Source organism: Streptomyces sp. NPDC001415, from assembly GCF_053597395.1.
Window position 1 is genome coordinate 26870 of record NZ_JBSFIE010000026.1, and the last position, 25567, is coordinate 52436.

Here is a 25567-nt window from a genome sequence, read left to right on the forward strand (position 1 = left end):
GTCTTCCCACGGAGCGCCTAGTACTGCGGCGCCGCCCCGTTGCAGCCGAGCTCGAACCAGACCACCTTCCCCATGCCGTGCTCCTGCACACCCCAGGCGTCCGCCAGCGCCTGGACGAGCAGCAGACCCCTGCCGTGCGTACCGTCGTCGGCGGACGGTATGCACGGTGTGGGAAGCGCGGCCACGAAATCCCGTACCTCCACGCGAAGGCCGGCCTCGCCGACCGTCGCCGTCACCACCGCGCCGTGGTCGGTGTGGACGAGGGCGTTGGTCACCAGCTCACTGGTGAGCAGTTCGGCCACGTCCGTCGCCCCCGAATGCCGTGACGTGCCGAGAAGTTCCCTCAGCGCCCGGCGTATTTCCCGCACGGCGTTCAGATCCGCCTGCCCCACTCTCCTGCGCAGCAGACGCTGGTCCCCCTGCTGCGCATCAGGTGTCCGGACGGGCCCGCTCCCCGTGGGGCCGAGCCCTGCCTGATGCCTTGTCATAGCCCCCACCTGCACGTCGTGACGACCTTCCTCCCTCGAACATGCACACGGGATGCATGCCCCGTCGGGTCACGGTCACGCATGGTGATTCCTTAACAACCGAACGGGCAACCCTTCAGTGAGCTGCTGGAGGAGAAGCGATGCATGATGACCGATCGCTGGTGGAGGGACGCCTTGAGCGGGCCATGCGCCAGTTCGTGCGCCCCGCGCGGTACGCCGCCCGGGTGCCGCTGGCCCTGGCCGTCTGGCACGCGCCGGGCGAGCCGGTGCCCGTCGCCGAGGCGTTGACGGCGGCATACGAGCCGTTCGAGACCGGCACTCGGTGGGGCCGGCCATGGTCGACGAGCTGGTTCCGGATCCAAGGACGGGTGCCCGGGGCGTGGGCGGGACGCAGGGTCGAGGCGGTCATCGACCCCGGATTCACCGGAGAGGGGCCGGGCTTCCAGGCGGAGGGTCTGGTGTACGACAGCTCGGGCGTCCCGCTGAAGGGCATCCATCCGCGCAACCGGCATATCCCGGTGGCAGCGCGTGCGGCGGGCGGGGAGGAGGTGGACCTGCTCCTGGAGGCGGCCGCGAATCCGGCGGTGCTGCACGACTTCGAACCGACCCCGCTGGGAGACGTACTGACCGCCGGGCATGAGCCCATCTACCGATTCGCGGCTGCCGAACTCGCCGTACTCGACGACGAGGTGTGGCACCTGGTGCTGGATGTGGAGGTGTTGTCGGAGCTTATGCGGGAGTTGCCGGCCGACCGGGCCCGCCGGCACGAGATCCTGCGGGCCCTTGAGCGCATGCTGGACGCGCTCGACCTGCACGATGTGGCAGGCACGGCGGTGGCCGCCCGCGCCGAGTTGGCCGACGCGCTGTCCCGCCCGGCCGGTCCCAGCGCCCATCGCGTCTCGGCGGCCGGCCACGCGCACATCGACTCGGCGTGGCTGTGGCCGCTGCGCGAGACGGTCCGCAAGGCGGCGCGCACCTTCGCCAATGTGACGGCGCTCGCCGCCGACTACCCCGAGCTGGTCTTCGCCTGCTCGCAGGCCCAGCAGTACGCCTGGGTGCGCGACCACCAGCCGCACATCTGGCGGCGCATCAAAAAGGCTGTGGAGCAGGGGAATTGGGCCCCTGTCGGCTCGATGTGGGTGGAGTCGGACGCCAACATGCCGGGCGGTGAGGCGCTGGCCCGGCAGATCGTGCACGGCAAGCGCTTCTTCCTGGAGGAGTTCGGCGTGGAGACCGAGGAGATCTGGCTGCCCGACTCCTTCGGCTACACCGCGGCCTTTCCGCAGCTCGCGAAGCTGGCCGGGGTGAAGTGGTTCCTCACCCAGAAGCTTTCGTGGAACCAGACCAACCGGATGCCGCACCACACGTTCTGGTGGGAGGGCATCGACGGCACCCGGGTCTTCACGCACTTCCCGCCGGTGGACACCTACAATTCGCAGTTCCACGGCGCCGAACTCGCCCACGCGGAACGGAACTTCAACGAGAAGGGCCTCGCCACCCGCTCCCTCGTACCCTTCGGCTGGGGCGACGGCGGGGGCGGTCCCACCAGGGAGATGCTGGAGAAGGCACGCCGGCTGCGCGACCTGGAGGGCTCGCCCCGGGTCACCGTCGAGAAGCCCTCGGCGTTCTTCGAGGCCGCGCACGCCGAGTACGGGGAGCGGGCTCCGGTGTGGTCGGGCGAGCTGTATCTGGAGCTGCACCGGGCGACCTACACGACCCAGGCCAAGACCAAGCAGGGCAACCGTCGCAGTGAACACCTCCTGCGCGAGGCGGAGTTGTGGGTAACGGCGGCCGCGCTGCACTCCCCCGACTACAGCGTTCCGTACGACGATCTCGACCGGCTGTGGAAGACGGTGCTCCTCCATCAGTTCCACGACATCCTGCCCGGTTCGTCGATCGCCTGGGTCCACCGGGAGGCGCGCGAGACGTACGAGCGGGTACGCGCGGAGCTGGAGGCCGTCGTCGCGGACGCGGTCTCGGCGCTGGGCGACCGGCGGAGGCCTGTCGTGCTCAACGCGTCGCCGTACGCGCGGAACGCGGTGGTCGAGGTGGCGGCCGAGGACGCGCCGGACGGCCAGCCGCTGCCCGGCGGCCGGGCGCTGGTCGCCGTCCACGCCCCGCCGCTCGCGGCGACGGCACTGGCCGGGGCAGCCGCTTCGGCGCCGCCGGTGACCGTGGCGCGGAACGGATCAACCGCCGTACTGGACAATGGAGTTGTGCGCATCGTGGTGGACGGCGAAGGGCTGCTCAGCTCGGTCCGGGACCTCGTCGCCGACCGGGAGGTGCTCGCCCCGGGCAGTCGCGGCAACCTCCTTCAGCTGCACCCCGATCACCCCAATCAGTGGGACGCCTGGGACATCGACCGGCACTACCGGCGCCGGCACACCGATCTCACCGACGCCGACTCGGTCGAGGTCGTCGAGCGGGGGCCGCTGCGGGCGGCCGTGCGGGTGGTGCGGAGCTTCGGGAGCTCGCGGATCGTGCAGGAGATCCGGCTGGCGTGCGGCAGCCCGCGCGTCGACGTCGTCACCGAGGTCGACTGGCGCGAGTCGGAGAAGGTGCTCAAGGCGGCGTTCCCGCTCGATGTGCACGCCGAACGGTCCACCGCCGAGATCCAGTTCGGGCATGTGCACCGCGCGACACACGTCAACACGGGCTGGGACGCGGCCCGGTTCGAGATCTGCGCGCACCGCTGGCTGCGGGTCGCCGAGCCCTCGTACGGGGTGGCCGTGCTCAACGACTCGACGTACGGGCACGACGTCACCCGGGTACCGCACGACGCCGGGCTCGGCACGACCGTACGGCTGACGCTGTTGCGGGCGCCGCACAGCCCCGACCCGGCGGCCGATGTCGACGTACACCGCTTCACCTATGCGCTCCTTCCGGGCGCCGGGGTGACGGATGCCGTCTCGGAGGGGCTTGCGCTGAACCTGCCTCTGCGGGTGGCGCCGGCCGCCGGGGTCGCTCCGCTGCTCGTCGTGGACGACCCGGCGGTGACCGTCGAGGCGGTGAAGCTCGCGGAGGACCGGGGCGGGGATGTGGTGGTGCGGCTCTACGAGTCGGCGGGCAGCCGGGCACGGGCGGTGCTGCGGCCCGGATTCCCTTGCGGGCGGGCCGAGTTCACCGATCTTCTGGAACGGCCGCTGGGCGAGGCCCCGCTCTCGGCGGAGGGGATCGCACTGGAGCTGCGGCCGTTCCAGATCGTCACGCTGCGGCTGTCACGTGCCTAGAGCCTGTGTCTCAGTACGGCACCGTGCCGCACCAGGTCTCCGCCCACGCCGAGGCCCCGTACTTGTTGGCGGCGCGCATCGTGACACAGATCTCGTCACCGGAGAACGGGCCCGTGATCGTGTAGTTGAGGGAGCCGGTGGAATAGACGGTGTCGACGCTCTTCTTCGTGAAGTTGCTGCCCTTGTTGGTGTAGTGGATGTCGTATCTGGTCGCTCCGGAGACCGCCGGCCAGGTCACCGCGATCGGCATGGAACACGCGCCGACGCAGGAGTTGGTGTATTCGAGTTTGTAGGCCTTCATGTCGGGCGGCGGGGACCCCTGGGATGTGCCGCCGGAGCCGGACGCGCCCGAAGACCCGGCCCCCGACGACGAGCCGGTCCCGCCGTCGGCGCCACCCCCGGCACCTCTGGTGGAGCCGCCGCCACCGGGCTGGCTACCGCCTCCGCCGCCCGGCGGCTGCGGCGAACTCCCGCTGTTGGGCGGGGCGTTGGGCCCCTCGCCGGGCTTGGCGTCCGGGCCCTTCGGGGTCGCGTTGCCCGGAGCGCTCGCCCCCGGCGAGGGGGAACCGCTGGGAGCGCCGGGCGAGTTGCTCCCGGAGGGCGTGGGACTGGAGCTCGCCCGGGCAGCGCCGCTCGCGCTCGCACTGCTGGCCGGAGTCTTGGCCTGCGCCCCGCCGCCGTCGCTCGCGAAGGGCTGGAGCACGGCGATCGTGCCGCCGCCGACGGTGAGTACGGCGACGACGGGCAGGACGATGAGCCGACGGCGGCGACGGGGCCGTTCGGGCTCCCGAGCCGTGACGGCGCCGGCCGCCACAACGACTTCGGGGGACCCGGCCTGCGGGCGCAGGCCGATGGTCGCCCGGTCCACGGGCTCCTCCCGCAGTGGCGTCGCCTCGGCGTCGAGGAGCCGGGCGGACTGCTGGGCGAGGCGGGCCACGACCCGGGCGGGCAGCCAGGCACCTCGCCCACCGCTCGGACGCGTCCGCTCCGGGTCCGCCAACAGCTCGTCGACGCCAGGGCGTTGGTCGATGTCCTTCGTCAGGCACCGGGTGATGAACGCACGCAGCGAGTCGTCCTCGACCCCGGTCAGATCGGGCTCGCCCTCCACGATCTGGAACATCACGGCATGCTGGTTGCTGGCCCCCTGCCCGAACGGCAGCTGCCCGGTCGCCGCATAGGTCAGCACGCACCCGAGGGTGAACACGTCGCTCTTGGCCCCGGCGCTCTGGCCGCGCACCTGCTCCGGCGACATGAAGCCGGGAGAGCCGACCGCCATCCCCGTACTGGTCAGCAAGGACTCGACGGATGTCTCAAGCGCCCGCGCGATCCCGAAGTCGATGACCTTCATGCCGTCCACGGTGAGCATCACGTTGGACGGCTTCAGGTCGCGGTGCACGATTCCCGCGCCGTGAATGTCCTTGAGGGCCTTCAACAGCCGCTCGGCGAGGGCGTGCAGGGAAGCGGTCGGCAGCGGCCCGTGCCGCCGTACGATCTGTTCGAGCGAGAGCCCGGGAACGTATCCGGTGGCCACCCACGGCGGCACGTCGTCGGGGCCCGCGTCGAGCACCGGCGCCGTGTAGCGCTCCCCGACCTTGCGCGCCGCCTCGATCTCCCGGCGGAACCGGGCCCTGAACTGCTCGTCGGACACGTGCTCCTCGTGCACGACCTTCACGGCGACGGTGCGGCCGCTGTCCGAACGGGCGAGGAACACCCGCCCCATTCCGCCCGCGCCGAGCCGCCCCAATAGCAGATACGGCCCGATCCGCGCGGGGTCACTGGCCGCGAGCGGCTTGATACCCCCCTCGACGTAATCGTCCTTGTCGCCGTGCCCGTCCCCGTTCGTACCGCTCATGATGGTGTGACTCCCCCGGCCCTTCTCGCCTGGTCATCGGCGTATCCCGGTTGACCTTAGTCGTTGGTACGGACCGGGTGAAGGCGTGGACGCCCGTAAGGAGCTGGGCGGTTCTGAGGAGCACGGTGAAGAAGTGGTGTTCCTTGCCTCTGCCGGCCGGGCCCCGGCCCCGGTCTCCTCAAGGCCTCGGCACGTTGCGGAGGTTGGAGCGGGCCATCTGGAGCATGCGGCCCACGCCTCCGTCCAGGACGATCTTGCTGGCGGAGAGCGCGAAGCCCGACACCATCTCGGCGCTGATCTTCGGCGGGATGGACAGCGCGTTGGGGTCGGTGACGATGTCGACCAGGGCCGGGCCCTTGTGCTTGAAGGCGTCCTTGAGCGCACCCGCGAGCTGCTTGGGCTTCTCGACCCGCACCCCGTACGCCCCGGCCGCCCGGGCGATCGCCGCGAAGTCCGGGTTGCGGTTGGTCGTCCCGTACGAGGGGAGACCGGCGACCAGCATCTCCAGCTCGACCATGCCGAGCGAGGAGTTGTTGAACAGCACGATCTTCACAGGCAGTTCGTACTGCACCAGGGTCAGGAAGTCTCCCATCAGCATGGCGAATCCACCGTCGCCGGACATCGAGACGACCTGGCGCCGGCGGTCGATGAACTGGGCGCCGATGGCCTGCGGCAGGGCGTTGGCCATCGAGCCGTGGCTGAACGAACCGATGATCCGGCGCCTGCCGTTGGGCGAGATGTAGCGGGCGGCCCAGACGTTGCACATGCCGGTGTCGACGGTGAACACGGCGTCGTCGTCGGCGAGTTCGTCCAGTACGGAGGCCACGTACTCGGGGTGGATCGGGACGTGCTTGTCCACCTTGCGGGTGTACGCCTTGACGACGCCCTCCAGCGCGTCCGCGTGCTTCTTCAGCATCTTGTCGAGGAACCGGCGGTCCGTCTTGGCCTGCACGCGCGGCGTCAGACAGCGCAGCGTCTCCTTCACGTCGCCCCACACCGCGAGGTCCAACTTCGAGCGACGGCCCAGGTGTTCGGGGCGCACGTCGACCTGGGCGATCTTGACGTCGTCGGGCAGGAAGGCGTTGTAGGGGAAGTCGGTGCCTAGCAGGATCAGCAGATCGCACTCGTGGGTCGCCTCATAGGCCGCGCCGTACCCGAGAAGCCCGCTCATGCCGACGTCGTACGGGTTGTCGTACTGGATCCACTCCTTGCCGCGCAGCGCGTGCCCGACGGGCGACTTGACGCGCTCGGCGAACTCCATGACCTCCGCGTGCGCCCCGGCGGTGCCGCTGCCGCAGAACAGGGTGACGCGCTTCGCCTCGTCGATGAGGGCCGCGAGCTTGTCGATCTCGCTGTCGCCGGGCCGCACCGAGGGAAGCGATGTGACCAGGGCGTGGTCGATCGCCTTGTCGGGGGCCGGCTCGGAGGCGATGTCGCCGGGCAGCGCGAGGACGCTGACGCCGCCGCGGCCGATCGCGTGCTGGATGGCCGTCTGGAGCACGCGGGGCATCTGCCGGGGGTTGGAGATCAGCTCGCTGTAGTGGGAGCACTCGCGGAACAGCTGGTCGGGGTGGGTCTCCTGGAAGTATCCGAGGCCGATCTCGGAGGACGGGATGTGCGAGGCGAGGGCTAGGACGGGGGCCATCGAGCGGTGCGCGTCGTACAGGCCGTTGATGAGATGGACGTTGCCGGGCCCGCACGATCCGGCGCACGCCGCCAGCTTCCCGGTGAGCTGGGCCTCGGCGCCTGCCGCGAAGGCCGCGACCTCCTCGTGCCTGACCTGGATCCAGTCGATGGCGGAGTTGCGGCGGATCGCGTCGACGACGGGGTTCAGACTGTCGCCGACGACTCCGTACAGCCGCTTCACGCCCGCCCGGGTGAGGATGTCGACGAACTGCTCTGCAACATTCTGCTTGGCCATGGGTCCATCAACCCATGGCCCGTGCCGTTACGCCTCCCAGACCGCGACAGCCGTACGGTCGTCGGCGTACCCCTTCACCCTGAGCGTCACGTCGGCGAGGAACGCGGCGAGCCCCGGCGGCTCGGGGCGGGTCCAGCGTTCGGCGAGTTCCTTGGCGAGGGCGGCCTCGCCGCGCAGGGGTTCGGCGAGCCCCCCGCTGCACAGCAGGAGGGTGTCGCCCGGGCGGGCCACGGAGGCCCGGAAGCGGAACGGTTCGCCCGGTGGTGCGGGCGGGTCGATGTAGGGGCGGGCGGGCTCGACGGTGTTCAGGTCCATGGTCAGGCGGTCGCCCTGCGGGGTCTCGGCGGGGGCCGATCCATAGCCGACCACCGGCTCCCCGTAGACGGCTCCGGGCTCGGGCACGGCCGGCTCGATGTCCTGCCAGACGCCACCGCGCAGCCGGAACAGGCCGCCGTGGCCGATGCCGAAGAACACCCGGGTGCGGCAGGCCGGGTCCGCGGAGAGCAGCAGACAGCGCAGGTTCGCGGTGTATTCCTCGGGCTCGGTGCCGAGTTCGGCGGCGCGGGCCCGCAGCATTCCGTAGCTGCGGTCGGTGAGCCGGTGAAGGCCCGATTTGAGGTCGCCGCGCCGGCCTGCCCTTATGTCCTCGGCGAGGCGGACGTGGCTGCGGCCGATGGCGCCGCCGATCCAGTGGCAGGCGTCGGCGGCGGCGAGGTGCGCCCGCTCACTGGTCCGGGCGCCGCTCGCCACGGCCACCAGGACCAGCGCGCTCTCGCCGGTACCGAACCGCGCGGTGAGCAGGGCGTCCCGGCGCGGCTCGCCCCGGTAGCGGGCGGAGTCGCCCCGCGAGGAGGAGGCCCGCAGGACGTACGCGCCGTAGCGGGCCCCGTCGAGCACGGTGTCGGCGACGAGGTCGTCCAGCTCGTCGGGCCGGGCGGCGGGCAGCGCGGTGGGTTCGGCGTCGTAGGTGGGCGGCCCGTCCCCCACATGGCCGGTACGGGGCCGGGGCACCGGCGCGAACTGCTCGGGCGGCGCGGTCTCGGGCGGGCCGAACTGCTCGTCGGGGGCGACGGCGGGCGGGCCGGAGGTGTCCACGGTGGGAGTGCGGCGGGCGTGCGGGGCGCGCTGCTCATCGGTGGCGGCGGCGCGGACCGGATCGGGCGGCGCGGTGATCGGGGCGGGCCGCCGGTCGTCGGCGGGTTGCGCCGCTTCGGCCGGGTCCGGTGGGGCGCCTCCCATCCAGCCGGGCGGCAGATCCGGCAGCGGGGCGGGGGCCGTCGGCGGAGCCGGCGCCGCCGGGACGGACTCCCACCAGGCGGCGGGTTTTCGCGTCCCGGGCGGTGCTTCGGGCGGCTCCCAGGGGGCCCGGGGGCGGGGGTTGGATGGTGGTGCCGCGGGGGTGGGCGGAGGTGCGGGGACGGGGGGTGCGGGCGGTGGGGCGGCGCGTTCCGCCGCGTCCTGGGGCGCCGGGTCCGGGCCCGCCGGGTCCGGCGCCGCCGCGCGTGGACCGGCCGCGCGCGACCACGCCGCTTCCGAGTCCACCCCCCTGACCTCCTGCGGAGCCCAACTCACCGTGTCCGACGCCGAGTTGAAGCGGTCGTCGAGGCTGTCGCCCGAACCGTCGGGACCGGCGTCCGGTGCCGACTCGTCGTACAGCCGGCTCCACCAGTCGTCGTCCCGGGCCGGCCTCTCCCCCTGCTGGCTCATGCCCTTATTGTCCACCGTTCGAGGCATACGAAAACGGGGCAGCGGGAAAATGTCCGCAACGGTCGAGCGCGGCGACGAAGGCCGAAAGCCCGCCGGGCGACCGCACCCCCCGCACCGTACGCGACATCGGGGCGTATAGCCCTCCCGCGGCCAATCCGGAACAAAAGACACCAGCCCAAAATGAGCACAACTGCTCTGCCCTCGGCGGCTGTTGGTGCCGCGGTGGCTCGGCGTTGGCAGAGCGGCAGTCGATACGGGGATGATGTCGCGAGGCGGGTTCGCGCCAGGGCGGTTTTCCGCCATCGCGCAGGTGAGGGGGCCTGGACACAGGCTTTGAGGGAGGCGGTCCGTGGTGCTGGGAGCGATAGGTCTCGACGAGACGCAGGAGTCGGCGTACCGCGCGCTGGTCGCGGTCGGCGCGGCCGAGGTGACGGACCTCGCGCACCGGCTCGCGCTGCCCGAGACCGAGACCGAGCGCGCGCTGCGCCGCCTGGAGCGCCAGGGCCTGGCCGCCCAGTCCTCGGCCCGCACCGGGCGCTGGGTCGCGGCCCCGCCGGGCGTCGCGCTCGGCGCGCTGCTCACCCAGCAGCGCCACGAGCTGGACCGGGCCGAGCTGGCGGCGGCGCTGCTCGCGACGGAGTACCGGGCCGAGGCCGCCGAGCCGGCCGTGCACGACCTCGTCGAGGTGGTGACCGGCGCCGACGCGGTCGCCCACCGCTTCCACCAGTTGCGGCTGGGCGCGGCCGAGGAGGTGTGCGCGCTGGTGACGGGCAAGCCGGTCGCGGTCACCGGGATGGACAACGCGTCCGAGGAACGGCCCTCGGTCCGCGGGGTGGCCCACCGGGTGGTCATCGAGCGCGAGGTGCTCTCGCTGCCCGCCGGGATCGTCGAGCTGTCCGCGGCGCTCGGCCGCGACGAGCAGGTGCGGACGGTGGACCGGGTGCCGACCAAGCTCGTCGTCGCGGACCGCGCCCTCGCGATGGTGCCGCTGACCGGCCGGGGCGCAGAGCCGGCCGCGCTCGTGGTGCACGCGAGCGGGCTGCTCGAATCCCTCGTGGGCCTCTTCGAAGCGGTGTGGAAGGAAGCGCTCCCGCTGCGGCTCGGCGCCGGGGGCCGCGGCATCGTCGAGGAGGCGGCGCAGGGCCCGGACGCGACCGACCTGGAGATCCTGTCGCTGCTGCTCGCCGGGATGACCGACGCCAGCGCCGCCAAGCAGCTGGAGCTCGGCCTGCGGACCGTGCAGCGCCGGGTCAAGGGCCTCATGGAGCTGACCGGCGTCACGACCCGCCTCCAGCTGGGCTGGCACGCCTACGAGCGGGGCTGGGTCGCCCGCTGAGCGTCCGGTCAGGGGCCGGACACGGCTCTCGCGGGCAGGGCCGAGAACCGTCCGGAACTGCGGAAACCGGCCGTTTCCTGCACCCTGGGCAGATGGGCGTGTGGCAGCTCCTGGGGGTCGGGGCGGTGATGCTGATGGGCCTGTGCGGCGTCCTGGTCCCCGGCGTCCCCGGCCAGGCGATCGTGTGGGCCGCCGTCGCGTGGTGGGCGCTCGACGACATCACCGGGGTCGCCTGGGGCGTCCTGGCGGGGGCCACCGGCGTACTCCTGCTGAACCAGGCCCTGCGCCCCTTCCTGCCCGCCCGGCGCTTCAAAGCGGCCGGGGTGGCCAAGAGGTCGGTGCTCACCGCGGGCGCGGCCGCCGTCGTCGGGTTCTTCGTGCTGCCCGTGGTGGGCGGGATCGCCGGGTTCGTCGGGGGGCTGTACGGCGCGGAACGGTTCCGGCTCGGCAGCCACGGGGACGCCTTGGCCTCGTCCCGCACGGCGCTTCGCGCGGGCGGCTACTCGGTGATGGCCGAACTCTTCGCCTGCCTGCTCGTGGCCGGGGCCTGGCTGGGCGCGGTGATCTGGGGCTGACGGGGGCGCCGCCCCGCCGCGGGGCTCCCGAAGTCCATAGGGGCCGACGGCCCGATGACGCGTGGGCGGCGGGCGTGTGAGGGTGGCCGCATGACCGAATTCAGTGAGGCGGAGCGCACGTATCTCAAGAGCCAGCGCCTTGGCCGGCTCGCCACCGTGGACGGGAAGGGCCAGCCGCAGGCCAACCCCGTCGGATTCTTCCCGCAGGACGACGGGACGATCCTCATCGGCGGGTACGCGCTCGGCACCACCAAGAAGTGGCGCAACCTCCAGGGCAACCCGAAGGCGGCCCTGGTGGTCGACGACGTGGTGAGCGTACGGCCGTGGAAGGTGCGCGGGGTCGAGATCCGCGGAGTGGCCGAACTCCTCACCGGGGCACACGAGTTGGGCCCGCACTTCAGCGAGGAGCTCATCCGCATCCACCCGCACAAGATCCACAGCTGGGGCCTGGAAGAGCCGGGCCCCAGCTAGCCGGGCCCTACGCCAGTTTCACCTCCGGCTTGTACAGGTCGAGCCAGATCGCGAGGTCCAGGGTGCGTTCCAGGCCGCGGCGGGAGGCCTGGTGGATCTGCGGGGCGCTCACCTCGGCGGCCCGGCGCAGCCCGTCCCGGTCGATGAGATCGAAGACCGGGTGGGAGGGCTGGGCGAGCAGGTCCTTGGCGTGGCTCTGGAGGGCGATCGCGTACTTCGGGTCCTGCGTGGACGGGTAGGGGCTCTTGACCCGGTCGTACACGGACCGCGGGATGACGTCCTTGGCCGCCTCGCGCAGGAGGCTCTTCTCGCGTCCGTCGAAGGACTTCACCGACCAGGGCGCGTTGTATACGTACTCGACGAGCCGGTGGTCGCAGAACGGCACCCGCACTTCGAGTCCGACGGCCATGCTCGCGCGGTCCTTGCGGTCGAGCAGGATGCGCACGAAGCGGGTCAGGTGGAGGTGGCAGATCTTGCGCATCCGGTACTCGAAGTCGCTCTCGCCGTCCAGGCGTTGGATGCCGGCGACCGCGGTGTCGTACGAGTCCTTGATGTAGGCGGGGACGTTCAGCGCGGCCGAGAGGTCCGGGCGCAGCAGGCCGGAGTCGTCGCCGAACTGCTCGGCGAACTTGACGAGCCAGGGGAAGGTGTCGGCGTTGCGGGCGTCCTCGTCGAAGAACTGCTTGTAGCCGCCGAACACCTCGTCCGCGGACTCGCCGGACAGGGCGACCGTGGAGTGTTCGCGGATCGCCTTGAACAGGAGGTAGAGCGAGGCGTCCATGTCACCGAAGCCCATGGGGATGTCGCGGGCCCGGATGACCTTGGCGCGCACGTCGGGGTCGGCGAGGGACTGGGCGTCCAGGACAATGTCCTGGTGGATGGTGCCGGAGCCGCGGGCCACGTCGTGGACGTAGGGCGTGTCGGGGGTGGCGCGGAGTTCGTCGGCGACGAAGTTCTCGGTCTGGCCGACGAAGTCCACGGCGAAGCTCCGCACCTGCTCGCCCACTTCGCCGAGCTGGCGGGCGGCGAGCGCGGTCAGCGTGGAGGAGTCGAGGCCGCCGGAGAGCAGCATGCAGCGCGGCACGTCGGCGACGAGCTGGCGCCGGACGATGTCGTCGAGCAGCTCGCCGACATGGGCGATGCTGGTGGCGCGGTCGTCCTCGTGCGGACGGGTCCGGAGGGCCCAGTAGGTGTGGGTGCGCAGGCCGCCGCGGTCGAGGGTGACGACGGTGCCGGGCTCGACCTCCTTCATGCCGTCCCACACGGCGTGACCGGGCGTCTTGACCATGGTGAACAGTTCGCGCAGGCCGTCCAGCGAGACCGAGCGGCGGGCCAGCGGGTTGGCGAGGATCGCCTTGGGCTCGGAGCCGAAGAGCACGCCGTCGGCGGTCTCGTAGTAGTAGAAGGGCTTGATGCCCATCCGGTCGCGGATCATGACGAGGCGCCGGGTGCGCTCGTCCCAGATCGCGAAGGCGTACATGCCGTTGAGGCGCTCGGCGACGGCCTCGCCCCATTCGAGGTAGCCGTGCAGGACGACCTCGGTGTCGGAGTCGGTGGTGAACCGGTGCCCGCGGGCGGTCAGTTCGGCTTTCAGCTCGGTGAAGTTGTAGGTCTCGCCGGAGTAGACGAGGGCGACGGTCCTGCCGCCCGCTTCGACGGTCATGGGCTGGCGCCCGCCCGGGAGGTCGATGATCGCGAGCCTGCGGTGGCCGAGGGCGGCCGGCCCGTTGGCCCAGACGCCGCGGTCGTCGGGACCCCGGCAGTCCATCGTCTCGGTCATCGCATCCAGGGTGTCCCGCTCGGCGCGCAGTTCACGGTCGAAGGAGATCCAGCCGGTGATGCCACACATGGTGCCTCCTGCTTGGCCTCTCCGGCCGGAGGGGGGACGTGCCACCGGCCGAATCAGATGTATTGAGCAACTACCTACCTCTCGATCGTGTGCCTCGGCAGGCGGTCCGTCAACATGGACGTAACACCGCTGACTTGAATGCACCGCCTAGTCGGCCGGGAACGTACGCGGAACGAGCCGTCCGTCAGGGGCTGACCGCGAGCACGATGTACGCGGCGAACAGCGAGAGGTGCACCCCGCCCTGCATCAGGGTGGCGCGGCCCGGCACGACCGTGAGGATGCCGACGGCGACGGTCAGCGCGAGCAGCACCATGTGGCTGGCGCCGAGGCCGAGGACCAGGGGTCCGGACAGCCAGATCGTCGCGAGCGCGACGGCCGGAATGGTGAGGCCGATGCTGGCCATGGCCGAGCCGAGCGCCAGGTTGAGGCTGGTCTGTACGCGGTCGCGGCGGGCCGCCCGCACCGCGGCGATGGTCTCGGGAAGGAGCACGAGCAGCGCGATCACGACGCCCACGACCGAGGCGGGAAGCCCGGCCGCGGCCACCCCGCTCTCGATGGTGGGCGAGACGCCCTTGGCCAGGCCCACCACCGCGACGAGCGCGACACCGAGCAGGGCGACGCTGGTCCAGGCGGTGCGCGCCGAGGGCGGGTTGGCGTGGGCGTCGTCCCGCATGACCTCGCCCTGCTGGGTCACCGGCAGGAAGTAGTCGCGGTGGCGCACGGTCTGGGTGGCGACGAAGAGCCCGTACAGGAAGACCGACGCGATCGCGGCGAAGACCAGCTGGGCGGGCGAGAACTCGGGGCCCGGCTTGCTGGTGGTGAAGGTCGGCAGGGCGAGGCTGAGGCCCGCGAGGGTGGTGACCGTCGCGAAGGCGGTGACGGTGCCCTCGGCGTTGAAGACGGCGTATCTGCGGCGCAGGGCGCCGACCAGCAGACACAGGCCGACGATGCCGTTGCAGGTGATCATCACCGCGGCGAAGACCGTGTCGCGGGCGAGCGAGGCGCTCTTGTCGCCGCCGTCCGACATCAGGGTGACGATCAGCGCCACCTCGATGACCGTCACCGCGACCGCGAGCACGAGTGACCCGAACGGTTCGCCCACCCGGTGCGCGACCACCTCCGCGTGGTGCACCGCGGCGAGCACCGCGCCCGCCAGGAAGCACGCGACCAGGGCCACGAGACCGGCGGGCAGCGAGCGCCCCCAGGTCAGCGCGAGCAGCACGACGGCGAGCAGCGGCAGCAGCGCCGACCAGCGGTCCAGGGGCAGGCGCGCGAGACGGATCATGCCTTCGACGTTCTCAGAAGTGGCCGGGCCCCGCCCGTCGGACTACTTCCCTCGATTCGCCTCGACCTGGAGGTGGCGGCGGGCGTAGGAACGCCAGGGCCGCCAGGCGTCCTCCCCCTGTGCCGGGCCCACGTCCGGGTCGCCGAGCGCCCGCGCCCGGATCACGGCGACGGTCTCCTCGTCCATGCCGGGGAGGGTGCGCAGGATGCGGGCGGCCTCGTCGCGGTCGGCTCCGGCGTCCAGGCGCAGGGTGGCGTCGGCGAGCGCGGCCGCCAGGGCGGCGAGGTGCGGATCGGGGTGCCCTGCGAGCACCGCGGGCTCCGGGAACAGGTGGGTGAGCGTGCCGCAGGGCACATCGAGCCGCTTGCCGTACGTCTCGACCAGCGCGGCCGCGCCGTCCCTCCCGGCCAGCGCCCGCACCGCGCACTCGTCGGGATCGGCGGCACCCGGCGAGCGAAGGCCCGGGGTCCGCGCGACGAGCGGTGCCAGGCGGGGATCGGCGCCGAGCCGCTCGTCGACGGCGTACGGGTCGGCGTCCAGGTCGAGCAGGCGGCGCAGGCGCTGCACGGCGGTGGTGAGGTCACGCAGGTCGGTGAGGTGGATCCGGGCGTCCAGCCAGCCCTGACGGGCGGCGGTGTGCGCGGGGGCGGCCTCGTCGACGGCCACGACGGCGGTGCCGTGCGGCAGCCGCAGGGTGCGGCGGTAGGTACGGGCACCGGCCTCGCCGACGACCTCTTCGACTTGCTCGACCGCTTCCGCCGCCAGCAGATCGAAGGTCTCCGTCGTGGCGTACGGGCCCCGGTAGGCGAGCCGCAGCGGGATGCCGGCGGACGCCGTGACGCGGGGCTCGGTGGCCCGGGTGCCGGCCTCCTCGCGCAGGCCGCTGGGGGTGCGGGCGTAGATCTGCCGGATCGTGTCGTTGAACTGGCGCACGCTGGCGAACCCGGAGGCGAAGGCGATCTCGGTGACCGGCAGCGAGGTGGTCTGGAGCAGCACCCGGGCCGAGTGGGCGCGCTGCGCCCTGGCCAGGGCGACCGGGCCCGCGCCCACCTCCGCGGTGAGCTGACGCTGCACCTGTCGGGTGCTGTAGCCGAGCCGGGTCGCGAGCCCCGGCACGCCCTCCCGGTCGACCACGCCGTCCCCGATCATGCGCATGGCCCGGCCCACGACGTCGGCCCGCGCGTTCCACTCGGCGGAGCCGGGCACGGCGTCCGGGCGGCAGCGGCGGCACGCCCGGAATCCGTGGCCCTGGGCGGCGGCGGCGCTGGGGAAGAACCGGACGTTCTTGCGTCTCGGGGTGACTGCGGGGCAGCTCGGCCGGCAGTAGATGCCGGTGGTCGCCACGGCGAAGAAGAACTCCCCGTCGAACCGGGCGTCCCTGCTGCTGACCGCCTCGTACCGCGTGTCCTCGTCCATCACCCTTCCAGTGTGCGGGGTCCCCTGCGGGGTGGCTGGCGGGTTTCGGACGGGGAGGTCTCGCTGCGCTGGGCTCCGCCCCAGACCCCGTTGGGTCCCCACCCCGCCCCTTCCCGCTGTGACACTCTGCGGCTCCGCCGCGTGGCCTCCGGGGGTGTGAGTTCGGCTGAGGGGGAGTCCTGGGGCTCCGCCCCAGACCCCGTATCGCGCCTTAAGGGCGCTCGTCCTCAAATGCCGGACCGGCTGAAGATGCCAGTACTGGCCAGCACCATCCTGCTAGGGGCGCGGGGAACCGCGCGACCAGCCACGCACGGTCCGCAGCCAAGAACCGGGCGTCCGGGGGCAGCGCCCCCGGCAACGGGCCTCAGGCCATCCGCGCCCCCGGAGGGTCTAGGGAAGGGGCGGGGTGGGGCAGGCCCCGCAGGGTCAGCGCAGGCCGCCGCGCTTGGCCTGCATGTTCGCCCGGCCCTCCGCCCCCTTCGCCTTCCAGTCCCGCCGGATCTCCGCCCGCAGCCGTGCGTCCGTCTTCGCCACGATGCGCTGGTTCTCGCGCAGAAGCTTGCGGTAGCTGTCGAGGCGGCGTTCCGCGAGCGAGCCGTCCTCGATCGCGGCGAGCACGGCGCACCCCGGCTCCGCCTGGTGCGCGCAGTCGTGGAAGCGGCAGTCGGCGGCCAGTTCCTCGATCTCCGCGAAGACCTGGCCGACGCCGGACTCCGCGTCGTACAGGCCGACGCCCCGCAGTCCGGGGGTGTCGATGAGCACGCCGCCGCCGGGCAGCACGAGCAGGTTGCGGGTGGTCGTGGTGTGGCGGCCCTTGCCGTCGACCTCCCGGGCCGCCTGCACCGCCATCACCTCCTCGCCGAGCAGCGCGTTGGCCAGCGTGGACTTGCCCGCGCCCGACTGCCCGAGCAGCACGCTCGTACCGCCCGCGACGACCGCGGCGAGGATCTCGACGCCCTCGCCGGTGGTCGCGCTCACCGGCAGCACCTGCACGCCGGGCGCGGTGGTCTCCACGTCCTGGACGAGGTAGGACAGCCCGACCGGGTCGGGTACCAGGTCGGCCTTGGTGAGCACGACGAGCGGCTGCGCGCCCGACTCCCAGGCCAGCGCCAGGAAGCGTTCGATGCGGCCGAGGTCGAGCTCGACGGCGAGCGACACCGCGATGATCGCGTGGTCGACGTTGGCCGCGAGGATCTGCGCCTCGGACCGGTTGGAGGAGGTGCTGCGCACGAACGCGGTGCGGCGCGGCAGGTACGTACGGACGAACCGGGGGTCGCCGACCGGCTCGACGGCGGCCCAGTCGCCGGTGCAGATGACCCGCATCGGGTCGTTGGGGGTGACGAACGCGGTGTCGGCGCGCAGGGTGCCGTCGGCGGTCACCACGTCGCACTGGCCGCGGTCGACGCGGATGACCCGGCCGGGCACCAGGCCCTGTTCGGCGTACGGGGCGAACTCGGCCGCCCAGGCGTCGTCCCAGCCGTACGCGGCGAGCGGGCGCGAGGAAGCGGAGGTGTTGAACTCCGAGGAGGTGAAAGCGGAGTTGTCGAGCGAAGAGAGGAACGAGGAAGACAAGGGGAACCCTTCGAAGGGCGGCCCCGGCGCCACGCGCTCAGGCGTGGAGGAAGAGGTGGGTCAGCCGGCGGCCACGGGGATGTGAGGGATGAGCTTCGGGATGCGGGCAGCGCCCTTCGCAACGACAGCCATCGTTCACACCTCCCCAATCAGGTCACTTCACCGGCGACAACCCCGACAGTCTTCGGTCGCCGCTCGAACAACCCCGACTCTAGACATCCGCCGGCCGCGACGCCAGCCAATTAATTACGCACCCGACTTGCGCACCCGACGCCCCCCACGCGCGTCCCCCGTGCGAGGCGCACACGCGCAACGCGGCACCCCGCCGGGGGGCGCCAACTTACAGTGGCGCCATGGGATTTCACGTCCGCTCCGCCGAGGAGATGTACCACTACGCCTTCCGGCTCGACGACCGGAACACCTCCCTGGGCGACGGCTTCGGCTGGACCATTCTGCTGCTCGGCGACAGCGGCGAGGTGACCCGCGAGTTCCTGCTGCGCCACGGCGTGGAGCTCAGCGTGAAGACCGCCCACCGGGTGCGCTTCGCCTTCTTCTCCGGCCTCTACGAGCAGGAGATCTTCCACTTCGCGTACGACCGCGGCACCGGCAGGCACTCGGCGCGGTCCTTCCTGGACCTGCTCCAGGCGGGCCTGGGCCGGATGCCCTGGCGGCAGCGTCCGCTCGACTGGGAGGGGGACGGCTGGCGGGGGTTGCGCCCGGACGCGTTCGATCCCTTCACCGGCGCCCAGCACGTCCACTCCCACCTGCACGACGCCGACCGGCTCATCGACCGGTCGATCCCGGGCGCCGAGGAGGCGGCGCGGTTCGCCCAGACCCTCGGCATCGGCCGCCATGTGCCCTGTCTGCTGATGTTCACCGATCTCGGCGCCGCGCAGTACCACGTCCTGCCGTTCGGCGACCTGTCCGCCTCCGAGGTCTACGAGCACGTCCGCGGATGGGTCGACGCGTACTACGAGACCAACCATCAGGCCCTGGCCCACTGGTCCTCGGTCGAGCAGCGGATCCACGACCTCTCCGGGCGGGCCAACACCTCGCTGTGGCGGATCAGACAGTGGCCGATTCAACGCCGGGACGACTGGCTCCAGTTGAGCCTCCTGGCGGAGTCGGCCCGGATCGCCCGCACGGACCCGGAGGCCGCCCTGCGCGAGGTGGGAGCGCTGCCCCGGAACAACCGGATCTCGTGGAGGTTCAACCGCGAGCTGTACGACCTCCGCAGCCGCGTCCGCGAAGTCGCCGTGCGCGAGGAGCAGGCGGCACTTCTGATGCGGATCGCCGACCGGCTCCGGGAGACGTCGGAGCCTCAACGCCTCGCGAGCCTTCTGACGTCACTGGCCCGCAAGAAGCACCCCGGGCTCTCGGCGGCCGCACGGGAGAAGGCGAGGGATGCAGCCGTCCTGTTCGAGGGCTCAGGGCCGGCCTCCCCCGAGCAGGAGCTGTTTCGCTGGTGGCGTCGGTTCGGCGTAGCCGCCGTCAAATGGCCGACATTCTTCCAATTACGGTCCGGCTGGCGGGAGTTGCTCCACCAGGAGTTCCCGGACGAGGACCGCCGCGACCACGAGGCGTTCTGGGCCGCGCTCGGCGAGTGCGCCCTTTCGGCCGACGCCGGTCGGACCGCCGACCACGCGCTCGCCCGCCTCGCCGATCACTACGGCACCTCCCCCACGGCTCCCGCCTGGACGGCGGCCTCCGCGAGCCTGCTCCGCCACCTCGTCAACAGCGTGAGCCGGTCCCAACAGGGCGCTCCCGCCTGGCTGTTGAGCCTGTCACCCCCTGCGCTCCTGCGCGAGTGCCTGTTCACCGGCGGCCGCCGCGACGACGGCGCACTCCGGGAGTTCCTCGGCACGCGCCCCCGGCTGGCCGCCGCCGTACGCGAACTGACCGACGATCCGGACCGGTTCGCCGCCGACACGCAGCGACGGATCGCCTCCTGGCTCCGGCAGCGGGACGCGGTCGTACGGGCGGTGTCCGAGGACGCGCACGCGACGGCGACGCAGCCCAGCCGGGCCGAGCTCGCCCAGGACATCGCCGCCACTCTGGAGGAGATGCGCGCCGCGTTCCAGTCGGAGGTCGAGCGGAACGCGCGGGACCAGATCTCGCAGCACGCCGGTATCGCCCACCTGGCGAAGAACCTGGACATGGCCACCCAACTGGACTCGGCCCTGCGGGACTACCACGACGCGGTCCGCTCCGTGGTCCACCCCCACATGAGCGACCCTCGGGTCATCGCCCTGACCGGGCCTTCAACTGTCGCCGAAACCATGGGACTTGACGTCGCCCCCGGGCCGCCCGAGGCCGAGCAGTCACTGCACGACTCGTTCGCGCGGACGCGGGACGACACTCGCGAGGCGCTGTCCGGGCACGGCTGGGCCCAGCGCGAGGGCGAGCGCTGGGCCCCGGACGCCCGTTTCGCGGAGGTGCTGACCGCCGTGCTCCCCGAGCCCCGGGCCGCCGACGTCCTGGCGCGGTTCCCGGGCGCGACCCCCGCGGAGAAGGCGAGCCGCGCGGTGCGGGACCAGCGCGTGACCGATCTGCTCGACACCCTCAGCCGCGAGGAACTGGCCGGCCTCCTGGAGCGGGCCCGCCCGTCCGACGCCCCGCCGCCACGGCTGCGGCCCGGCGAGCCGCCGACACCGGCCATGGTGCTCTCCCTGTTCGGTCTACGGGTCGCCCCGCGCGTGTTCATCTCGTACGCCCATGAGAACGACGGCGGCGTCCACATCGGCCGGGTGCGCACGCTCTGGCGGCTGCTGCGCGACCTCGGTATCGACGCGCGGCTCGACCTTCCGGCGGGCGAGGAGCCCCAGGACTGGGCCCTGTGGACGGACCGGCAGTACCGGGCGGCGGACTTCGTCCTGGTGGTCGCCTCGCCCGCCTACAGGCGCCGCGCCGAGGGCACCGAGGAGCCCGGTACGGGAGCGGGCGTGGGATGGGAGGCGCGGCTCATCCGCAAGGAGATCTACGACCGCACGGACGACTGGTACCGCCGCATCCTCAGGGTCGTCCTGCCCGGCGGCTCCCTGGACGACCTGCCCGACTACCTCGGCGGCCGCACCACCACCTATTACCCGGTCGACCCGCTCACCGCCGAGGGCGCCGAGAAGCTGGTGCGCTACCTCACGAGCCAGCCGTACGAGACCATCGCCCCCATCGGCACCGTCCCGGACCTGCCGCCCCGGACTCCGGAGTAACGACGGCCGCGCCCGGGTATCGCGTAGGCATTTCGTCGTGGGGTGAACGGGGGCACAGGGATGAGCGGGAACCCGTACTTCTTACGGGACAGGGAACTGTCGCCGCGCGGTGCGCAGAGGACGGCCAGGGGGCGTGTGCTGGTCTGCGCCGGGTGGACCCTGCGGGTCACCGGCACGGTGGTCGGCCTGCTGAGCTTCTTCGAGTTCAAGGAACGCATCAAGGACGCCATCGGGGGATCCGCCGGGGACGCCTTCTTGTGGCTGAGCCTGCTGGGATGGGCGGTGGCCTTCATGGTGGGCCTCGCGGCCTTCTTCGTCGGCCGGCTCCTCGTGGTGCGCGGCAAGCAGCACACCGCCGACCTCGTGGTGTCCTGCGGCAGCCTGGCCGGGACCCGCTACGTCCTGTATCTGCGCCCGTTCTCGAACGACCCGGAGATGGCCTCCCTGAACGACGACATCCAGGGCGGCGGGGCGACCCTGGAGAACATCTTCTTCATCTCCGGTCTCACCCACGAAGAGGCCCTGGTCCGCCGCTTCCGGCGGTTCGGCCGGGTCGTCGCCATCGGCAGGCCCGGCGAGAACCTTCCGCTGCCCGGCGCGACCCGCGCCTACCTTCCGCTGGACGACTGGCAGGGCACGGTGAGCGATCTGATCGCGGGCGCGCACGTGGTGCTGCTTTCGGCGGGCCCGGGGCCGGGAACGGTGTGGGAGTTCACCGAGGCGCTCCGCCTCCTGCCGCCCGACCGGCTCGTCCTGCTCGCCTACTGCGACCCGGACACCTACGACGGGTTCCGCGCGGCCGTCGCCGTGGAGTACGACCGGCGCTCCCGCACCGAGCCGGGGTCGCCGGAGACAGGGCTGTGGCCGCCGCTTCCGGACCTGCCCGACTACCCGCCGCCGGCGCGCCCGGTGCGGCCGCGCTGGCAGGTGCTCCTGAACGGCGGCCGCAAGCGGCTGCGCTGGGACTTCGCCCTGAAGGGGCTGATCGTCTTCGGACCGCGCTGGGAGGCGACGTTCATCCGGTTCGATCCGACGACCCTCAAGCTTCCCAGCGTATGGACGCTGCACAGGCTGGTGAAGCGTGAACTCCGGCCTGTTCAGGACCAGTTGGACGCGCTGAATACCGGGAACTGAGCGGCTCCCACATCCCTTATTTGCGTATCAGCGCAAGAAGCGGCAGACTGCACGAGTCGCTGGAAACCACATCACCGAAGGGGGCAGCCATGGACGCAGATCCTCCCAGTCCGCGCCGCCCCGCCGGGCGCCTCTGACCCTTCCCGTCATCTCCCGCCCCTCGACACCGGGCCGGGACGACGACGCGGTGCGCCCGGATTCCCCAGGCCCGCACCCCTCCCTCCCCCTTTCCTTTCTCACCACGTCGGGCTCCGCCGCGCCGGGGTGCGCGGTCGCGTCCCCGGGGCTCCTGTGCCCACAGTGTGGTCGGAGGTTTCTTGTGATGTCGTTCCGGACGAGCCCCGCGACGCGGGTCACCTCCCGCTTCTCCGGCCGCCTGGCCCGGTTGAGCTGGGTCGACGCGGTGGTCGCCGCGGCCGTGCTCGTACTCTTCTACGTCGTGCTCCAGGTGGGCCACGGGACCACGGTCCGGTTCTCCACCGATCAGTCGATCAAGGTCGACACGGCTCCCGGTCAGCTGCCGTACGACGCCGCGCGCTCGCTGCTGCGCATGTTCATCGCGCTGGCCGCCTCGATCGTCTTCACGTTCGGGTACGCGCTGGCCGCCGCCAAGAGCCGACGCCTGGAGCGCATCCTGATCCCGGCGCTTGACATCCTCCAGTCGGTGCCGGTGCTCGGCTTCCTCACGGTCGCCGTCACCGGGTTCATCGCCCTGTTCCCCGGCTCCATGCTGGGCCTGGAATGCGCGTCGATCTTCGCGATCTTCACCTCGCAGGCCTGGAACATGACGTTCGGCTTCTACCACTCGCTGACCTCGCTCCCCCGCGAACTCGACGAGCTGTCACGGTCGTTCAGGTTCACGCGGTGGATGCGGTTCTGGAGGGTCGAGCTGCCCTCGGGGATGATCAGTCTGGTCTGGAACGGCATGCTCAGCTTCGGCGGAGGCTGGTTCTTCCTCGTCGCCTCCGAGGCGATCAGCGTCAACAACACCTCCTACGCGCTGCCCGGCGTCGGCTCGTACGCGGGCGCCGCCATCACCGACGGCGACCTCGGCAAGGTCGGCTGGGCCATCCTCACCATGGCCGTCATGGTCATCGGCGTGAACTTCCTGTTCTGGCGGCCGCTGACCGCCTGGGCCGAGAAGTTCAAGAACGAGCAGTCCGAGGCGAGCGAGACCCAGCGCTCGGTCGTCCTGGACTTCCTGCGCCGCTCCAACTGGCCGCGGCTCCTCGGCACGGTGTTCCGTCCAGTGGGCCGCGCCCTGAGCGGCGCGGGCCGCGTCTTCGGCACCGACGACCGGCCACTCCACGTCGACGAGGCGCGCAGGCGCACCGGAGACATCACCTTCACCGTCGTCGCGGGCGCCCTCATCCTGTGGGGCCTGTTCGACCTCGGCCGCTACCTCCACGACGAGACCGGCCTCGGCGTCTTCGGCGAGCCACTGCTGCTCGGTCTCGCGACCCTGGCCCGGGTGGTCGTTCTGGTGGCGGCGGCCACCGTCATCTGGGTGCCGATCGGCGTGAAGATCGGCTTCTCGCCACGCCTTACCCGCATCGCCCAGCCCGTCGTGCAGGTCCTCGCGAGCTTCCCCGCCAACTTCCTCTTCCCGCTGGCCGTCTGGTTCTTCCTCAAGACGGGCCTGTCCATCAACATCGGCGGCATCCTGCTGATGGCGCTCGGCGCCCAGTGGTACATCCTCTTCAACACCATCGCGGGCGCCATGTCGATCCCGAGCGACCTGCGCGAGGCCATGGACGACCTGGGCGTCCGCGGCAGGCAGCGCTGGAAGCGGCTGATCCTGCCCGGCATCTTCCCCTCGTACGTCACCGGCGGCATCACCGCGTCGGGCGGCGCCTGGAACGCCTCGATCGTCGCGGAGGTCGTCACCTTCGGCGGCACGACCCTGACGGCCACCGGCCTCGGCGCCTACATCGCGAAGGCCACCGCCTCCGGCGACTTCCCGCACCTGATCGCGGGCGTGGCGGTGATGAGCCTGTACGTCGTCGCCCTCAACCGCCTGCTGTGGCGCCGCCTGTACCGGCTCGCCGACACCCGCTTCGCCCTCTGACACCCCCTGAGCTTTTCTGGAGCCCCCTCATGGTTCTGAACACCCTTCGCACCCTGCGCAACGCCCGCCACGCGGTCGCACCGAGCGCGCCCCGCCCGGCCGACGGCGAGGTCCTCCTCGAAACGGTCGGCCTCACCAAGGCGTACGCGGGCGCCGACGGCGAGCTGCCCGTGCTCGGCGGCATCGACCTCCAAGTGCGGGCCGGCGAGGTCGTCGCGCTGCTCGGCAAGTCCGGCTCGGGCAAGTCGACGCTGCTGCGCTGCCTGGCCGGGCTCGTGCCGCCGAGCTCCGGCACGGTGTCCTACCGGGGCGCCGCGCTGACCGGCGCCAACCCGGGCACCGCCATGGTGTTCCAGACCTTCGCGCTGCTGCCCTGGCTGACCGTGCTGCAGAACGTCGAACTGGGCCTGGAGGCCCGGGGCGTACCGGCGGACGCCCGCGCGGACGCGGCCCGCCAGGCCATCGACCTGATCGGTCTCGACGGCTTCGAGTCGGCCTACCCCAAGGAACTGTCGGGCGGCATGCGCCAGCGGGTCGGCTTCGCGCGGGCATTGGTGGTCGAGCCGGACGTCCTGATGATGGACGAGCCGTTCTCCGCGCTCGACGTACTGACCGCGGAGAACCTGCGCGGCGAGCTGATGGAGCTGTGGGAGTCGGGCCAGTTCCCGACCCGGGCGATCGTCCTGGTGACCCACAACATCGAGGAGGCGGTCCTGATGGCGGACCGGATCGTGGTGCTCGGCTCGCGGCCGTACGGCACGATCCGCGAGACGTTCGAGGTGGGCCTGGAGCGGCCGCGCGACCGCGACGCGCCCGCGTTCGAGGAGCTCATCGACCGGGTCTACCGCACGATGACGGGCCGCGCGAAGGAGAACCGGGTGCCGGGCCGCCCCGAAGGCCTCGAACCCGACCGGCGCACCCCCGCGAACACCCCGCTGCCGGGCGCGAGCGTGGACGGCCTGTCCGGCCTCGCCGAGATGGTCGCGCACCGCGGCGGCAGCTGCGACCTGGCTGACCTCGCCGACGACCTCGGCCTGGAGATCGACGACGTCCTGCCGCTGGTGGACGCCCTCGAACTGCTCGGCTTCGCGGCCGTCAGCGACGACGACCTGGTCCTGACCGACCGGGGCACGACGTTCGCGGGCGCGGACGTGCGGAGCTCCAAGCGGATCTTCGCGGCGGCGGGGGCGGACGCGCCGCTGGTCCGCCTGATCACGACCAGCCTGCGCCAGAGCCCCGACGGCACGCTGCGAGCGGGCTTCTTCCGCGATGTGCTGGCCCACCACTACACGAGCGAACAGGTCACCCAGCAGTTGGAGACGGCGACGGACTGGGGGCGGTATGCGGAGCTGTACGGGTACGACGCGGAGCGGGAGGAGTACCGGTTGGACGAGGTGGCCACTGCTTGACCCCGGCCGGCCCCGACGCCTTCCGCTCCGCGGAGGGGTGAGTAT

At 72.0% G+C, this 25567-nt stretch carries 16 protein-coding genes; 8 read left to right on the forward strand and 8 right to left on the reverse strand.

Annotation, left to right across the window (positions count from 1 at the left end):
- Positions 1-17: 17 nt before the first annotated feature.
- Positions 18-488 (reverse strand): ATP-binding protein, encoded by a 471-nt coding sequence (locus ACWC2B_RS27985; protein ID WP_450721294.1) that lies wholly within the window; start codon positions 486-488, stop codon positions 18-20.
- 140 nt (positions 489-628) lie between these two features.
- Between ACWC2B_RS27985 and ACWC2B_RS27990 the strand changes: the two genes are divergently transcribed.
- Positions 629-3718 carry an alpha-mannosidase gene (locus ACWC2B_RS27990; RefSeq protein WP_450721296.1) on the forward strand — a complete coding sequence of 1030 codons (3090 nt, stop codon included), beginning with the start codon at positions 629-631 and terminating at the stop codon, positions 3716-3718.
- A 10-nt stretch (positions 3719-3728) separates the two neighbouring features.
- On the opposite strand, the gene ACWC2B_RS27995 is transcribed toward ACWC2B_RS27990, so the two are convergent.
- The 3 genes from ACWC2B_RS27995 to ACWC2B_RS28005 form a co-directional block, all read right to left on the reverse strand.
- A complete protein-coding gene (locus ACWC2B_RS27995; protein WP_450721298.1) occupies positions 3729-5570 on the reverse strand; it encodes a serine/threonine protein kinase in 1842 nt (613 codons plus the stop codon).
- Positions 5571-5748: 178 nt separating this feature from the next.
- A complete protein-coding gene (locus ACWC2B_RS28000) occupies positions 5749-7491 on the reverse strand; it encodes a pyruvate dehydrogenase (RefSeq protein ID WP_450721300.1) in 1743 nt (580 codons plus the stop codon).
- A 27-nt stretch (positions 7492-7518) separates the two neighbouring features.
- A complete protein-coding gene (locus ACWC2B_RS28005; protein ID WP_450721302.1) occupies positions 7519-9198 on the reverse strand; it encodes a protein phosphatase 2C domain-containing protein in 1680 nt (559 codons plus the stop codon).
- Positions 9199-9550: 352 nt separating this feature from the next.
- Here ACWC2B_RS28005 and ACWC2B_RS28010 point away from each other — a divergent pair, with 352 nt between their 5' ends.
- The 3 genes from ACWC2B_RS28010 (at position 9551) to ACWC2B_RS28020 (ending at position 11580) form a co-directional block, all read left to right on the forward strand.
- Complete coding sequence (locus ACWC2B_RS28010) at positions 9551-10534, forward strand: helix-turn-helix domain-containing protein (protein ID WP_450721415.1); 984 nt, start codon at positions 9551-9553, stop codon at positions 10532-10534.
- Positions 10535-10626: 92 nt separating this feature from the next.
- The gene (locus ACWC2B_RS28015) at positions 10627-11109 is read left to right on the forward strand and encodes a DUF456 domain-containing protein (RefSeq protein WP_450721304.1); all 483 of its coding nucleotides are present in this window, start codon (positions 10627-10629) and stop codon (positions 11107-11109) included.
- Positions 11110-11199: 90 nt separating this feature from the next.
- Positions 11200-11580, forward strand: a complete 381-nt coding sequence (locus ACWC2B_RS28020) for a PPOX class F420-dependent oxidoreductase (RefSeq protein WP_450721306.1) — start codon at positions 11200-11202, stop codon at positions 11578-11580.
- A 7-nt stretch (positions 11581-11587) separates the two neighbouring features.
- Here ACWC2B_RS28020 and asnB read toward each other — a convergent pair whose 3' ends face one another.
- The 4 genes from asnB to rsgA all read right to left on the reverse strand — a co-directional run bounded on the left by asnB (position 11588) and on the right by rsgA (position 17702).
- On the reverse strand, positions 11588-13429 hold the full coding sequence (gene asnB / locus ACWC2B_RS28025; protein WP_450721308.1) for an asparagine synthase (glutamine-hydrolyzing): 1842 nt from the start codon (positions 13427-13429) through the stop codon (positions 11588-11590).
- Between the two features lie 184 nt (positions 13430-13613).
- On the reverse strand, positions 13614-14714 hold the full coding sequence (locus ACWC2B_RS28030; protein ID WP_450721310.1) for a calcium:proton antiporter: 1101 nt from the start codon (positions 14712-14714) through the stop codon (positions 13614-13616).
- Positions 14715-14756: 42 nt separating this feature from the next.
- Complete coding sequence (locus tag ACWC2B_RS28035) at positions 14757-16130, reverse strand: bifunctional transcriptional activator/DNA repair enzyme AdaA (protein WP_450721312.1); 1374 nt, start codon at positions 16128-16130, stop codon at positions 14757-14759.
- A gap of 426 nt (positions 16131-16556) precedes the next feature.
- Positions 16557-17702 carry a ribosome small subunit-dependent GTPase A gene (gene rsgA / locus ACWC2B_RS28040; RefSeq protein WP_450721314.1) on the reverse strand — a complete coding sequence of 382 codons (1146 nt, stop codon included), beginning with the start codon at positions 17700-17702 and terminating at the stop codon, positions 16557-16559.
- Positions 17703-18055: 353 nt separating this feature from the next.
- On the opposite strand from rsgA, the gene ACWC2B_RS28045 reads away from it, so the two are divergent.
- From ACWC2B_RS28045 to ACWC2B_RS28060, 4 genes are all read left to right on the forward strand, one after another.
- Positions 18056-20911, forward strand: a complete 2856-nt coding sequence (locus ACWC2B_RS28045; RefSeq protein WP_450721316.1) for a hypothetical protein — start codon at positions 18056-18058, stop codon at positions 20909-20911.
- Between the two features lie 60 nt (positions 20912-20971).
- Positions 20972-22045, forward strand: a complete 1074-nt coding sequence (locus ACWC2B_RS28050; protein ID WP_450721318.1) for a hypothetical protein — start codon at positions 20972-20974, stop codon at positions 22043-22045.
- Positions 22046-22367: 322 nt separating this feature from the next.
- Positions 22368-24113: an ABC transporter permease gene (locus ACWC2B_RS28055; RefSeq protein WP_450721320.1), complete on the forward strand. Its 1746-nt coding sequence runs from the start codon at positions 22368-22370 to the stop codon at positions 24111-24113.
- A 29-nt stretch (positions 24114-24142) separates the two neighbouring features.
- Positions 24143-25522 (forward strand): ABC transporter ATP-binding protein, encoded by a 1380-nt coding sequence (locus ACWC2B_RS28060; protein WP_450721322.1) that lies wholly within the window; start codon positions 24143-24145, stop codon positions 25520-25522.
- The last annotated feature ends 45 nt before the right edge of the window (positions 25523-25567 follow it).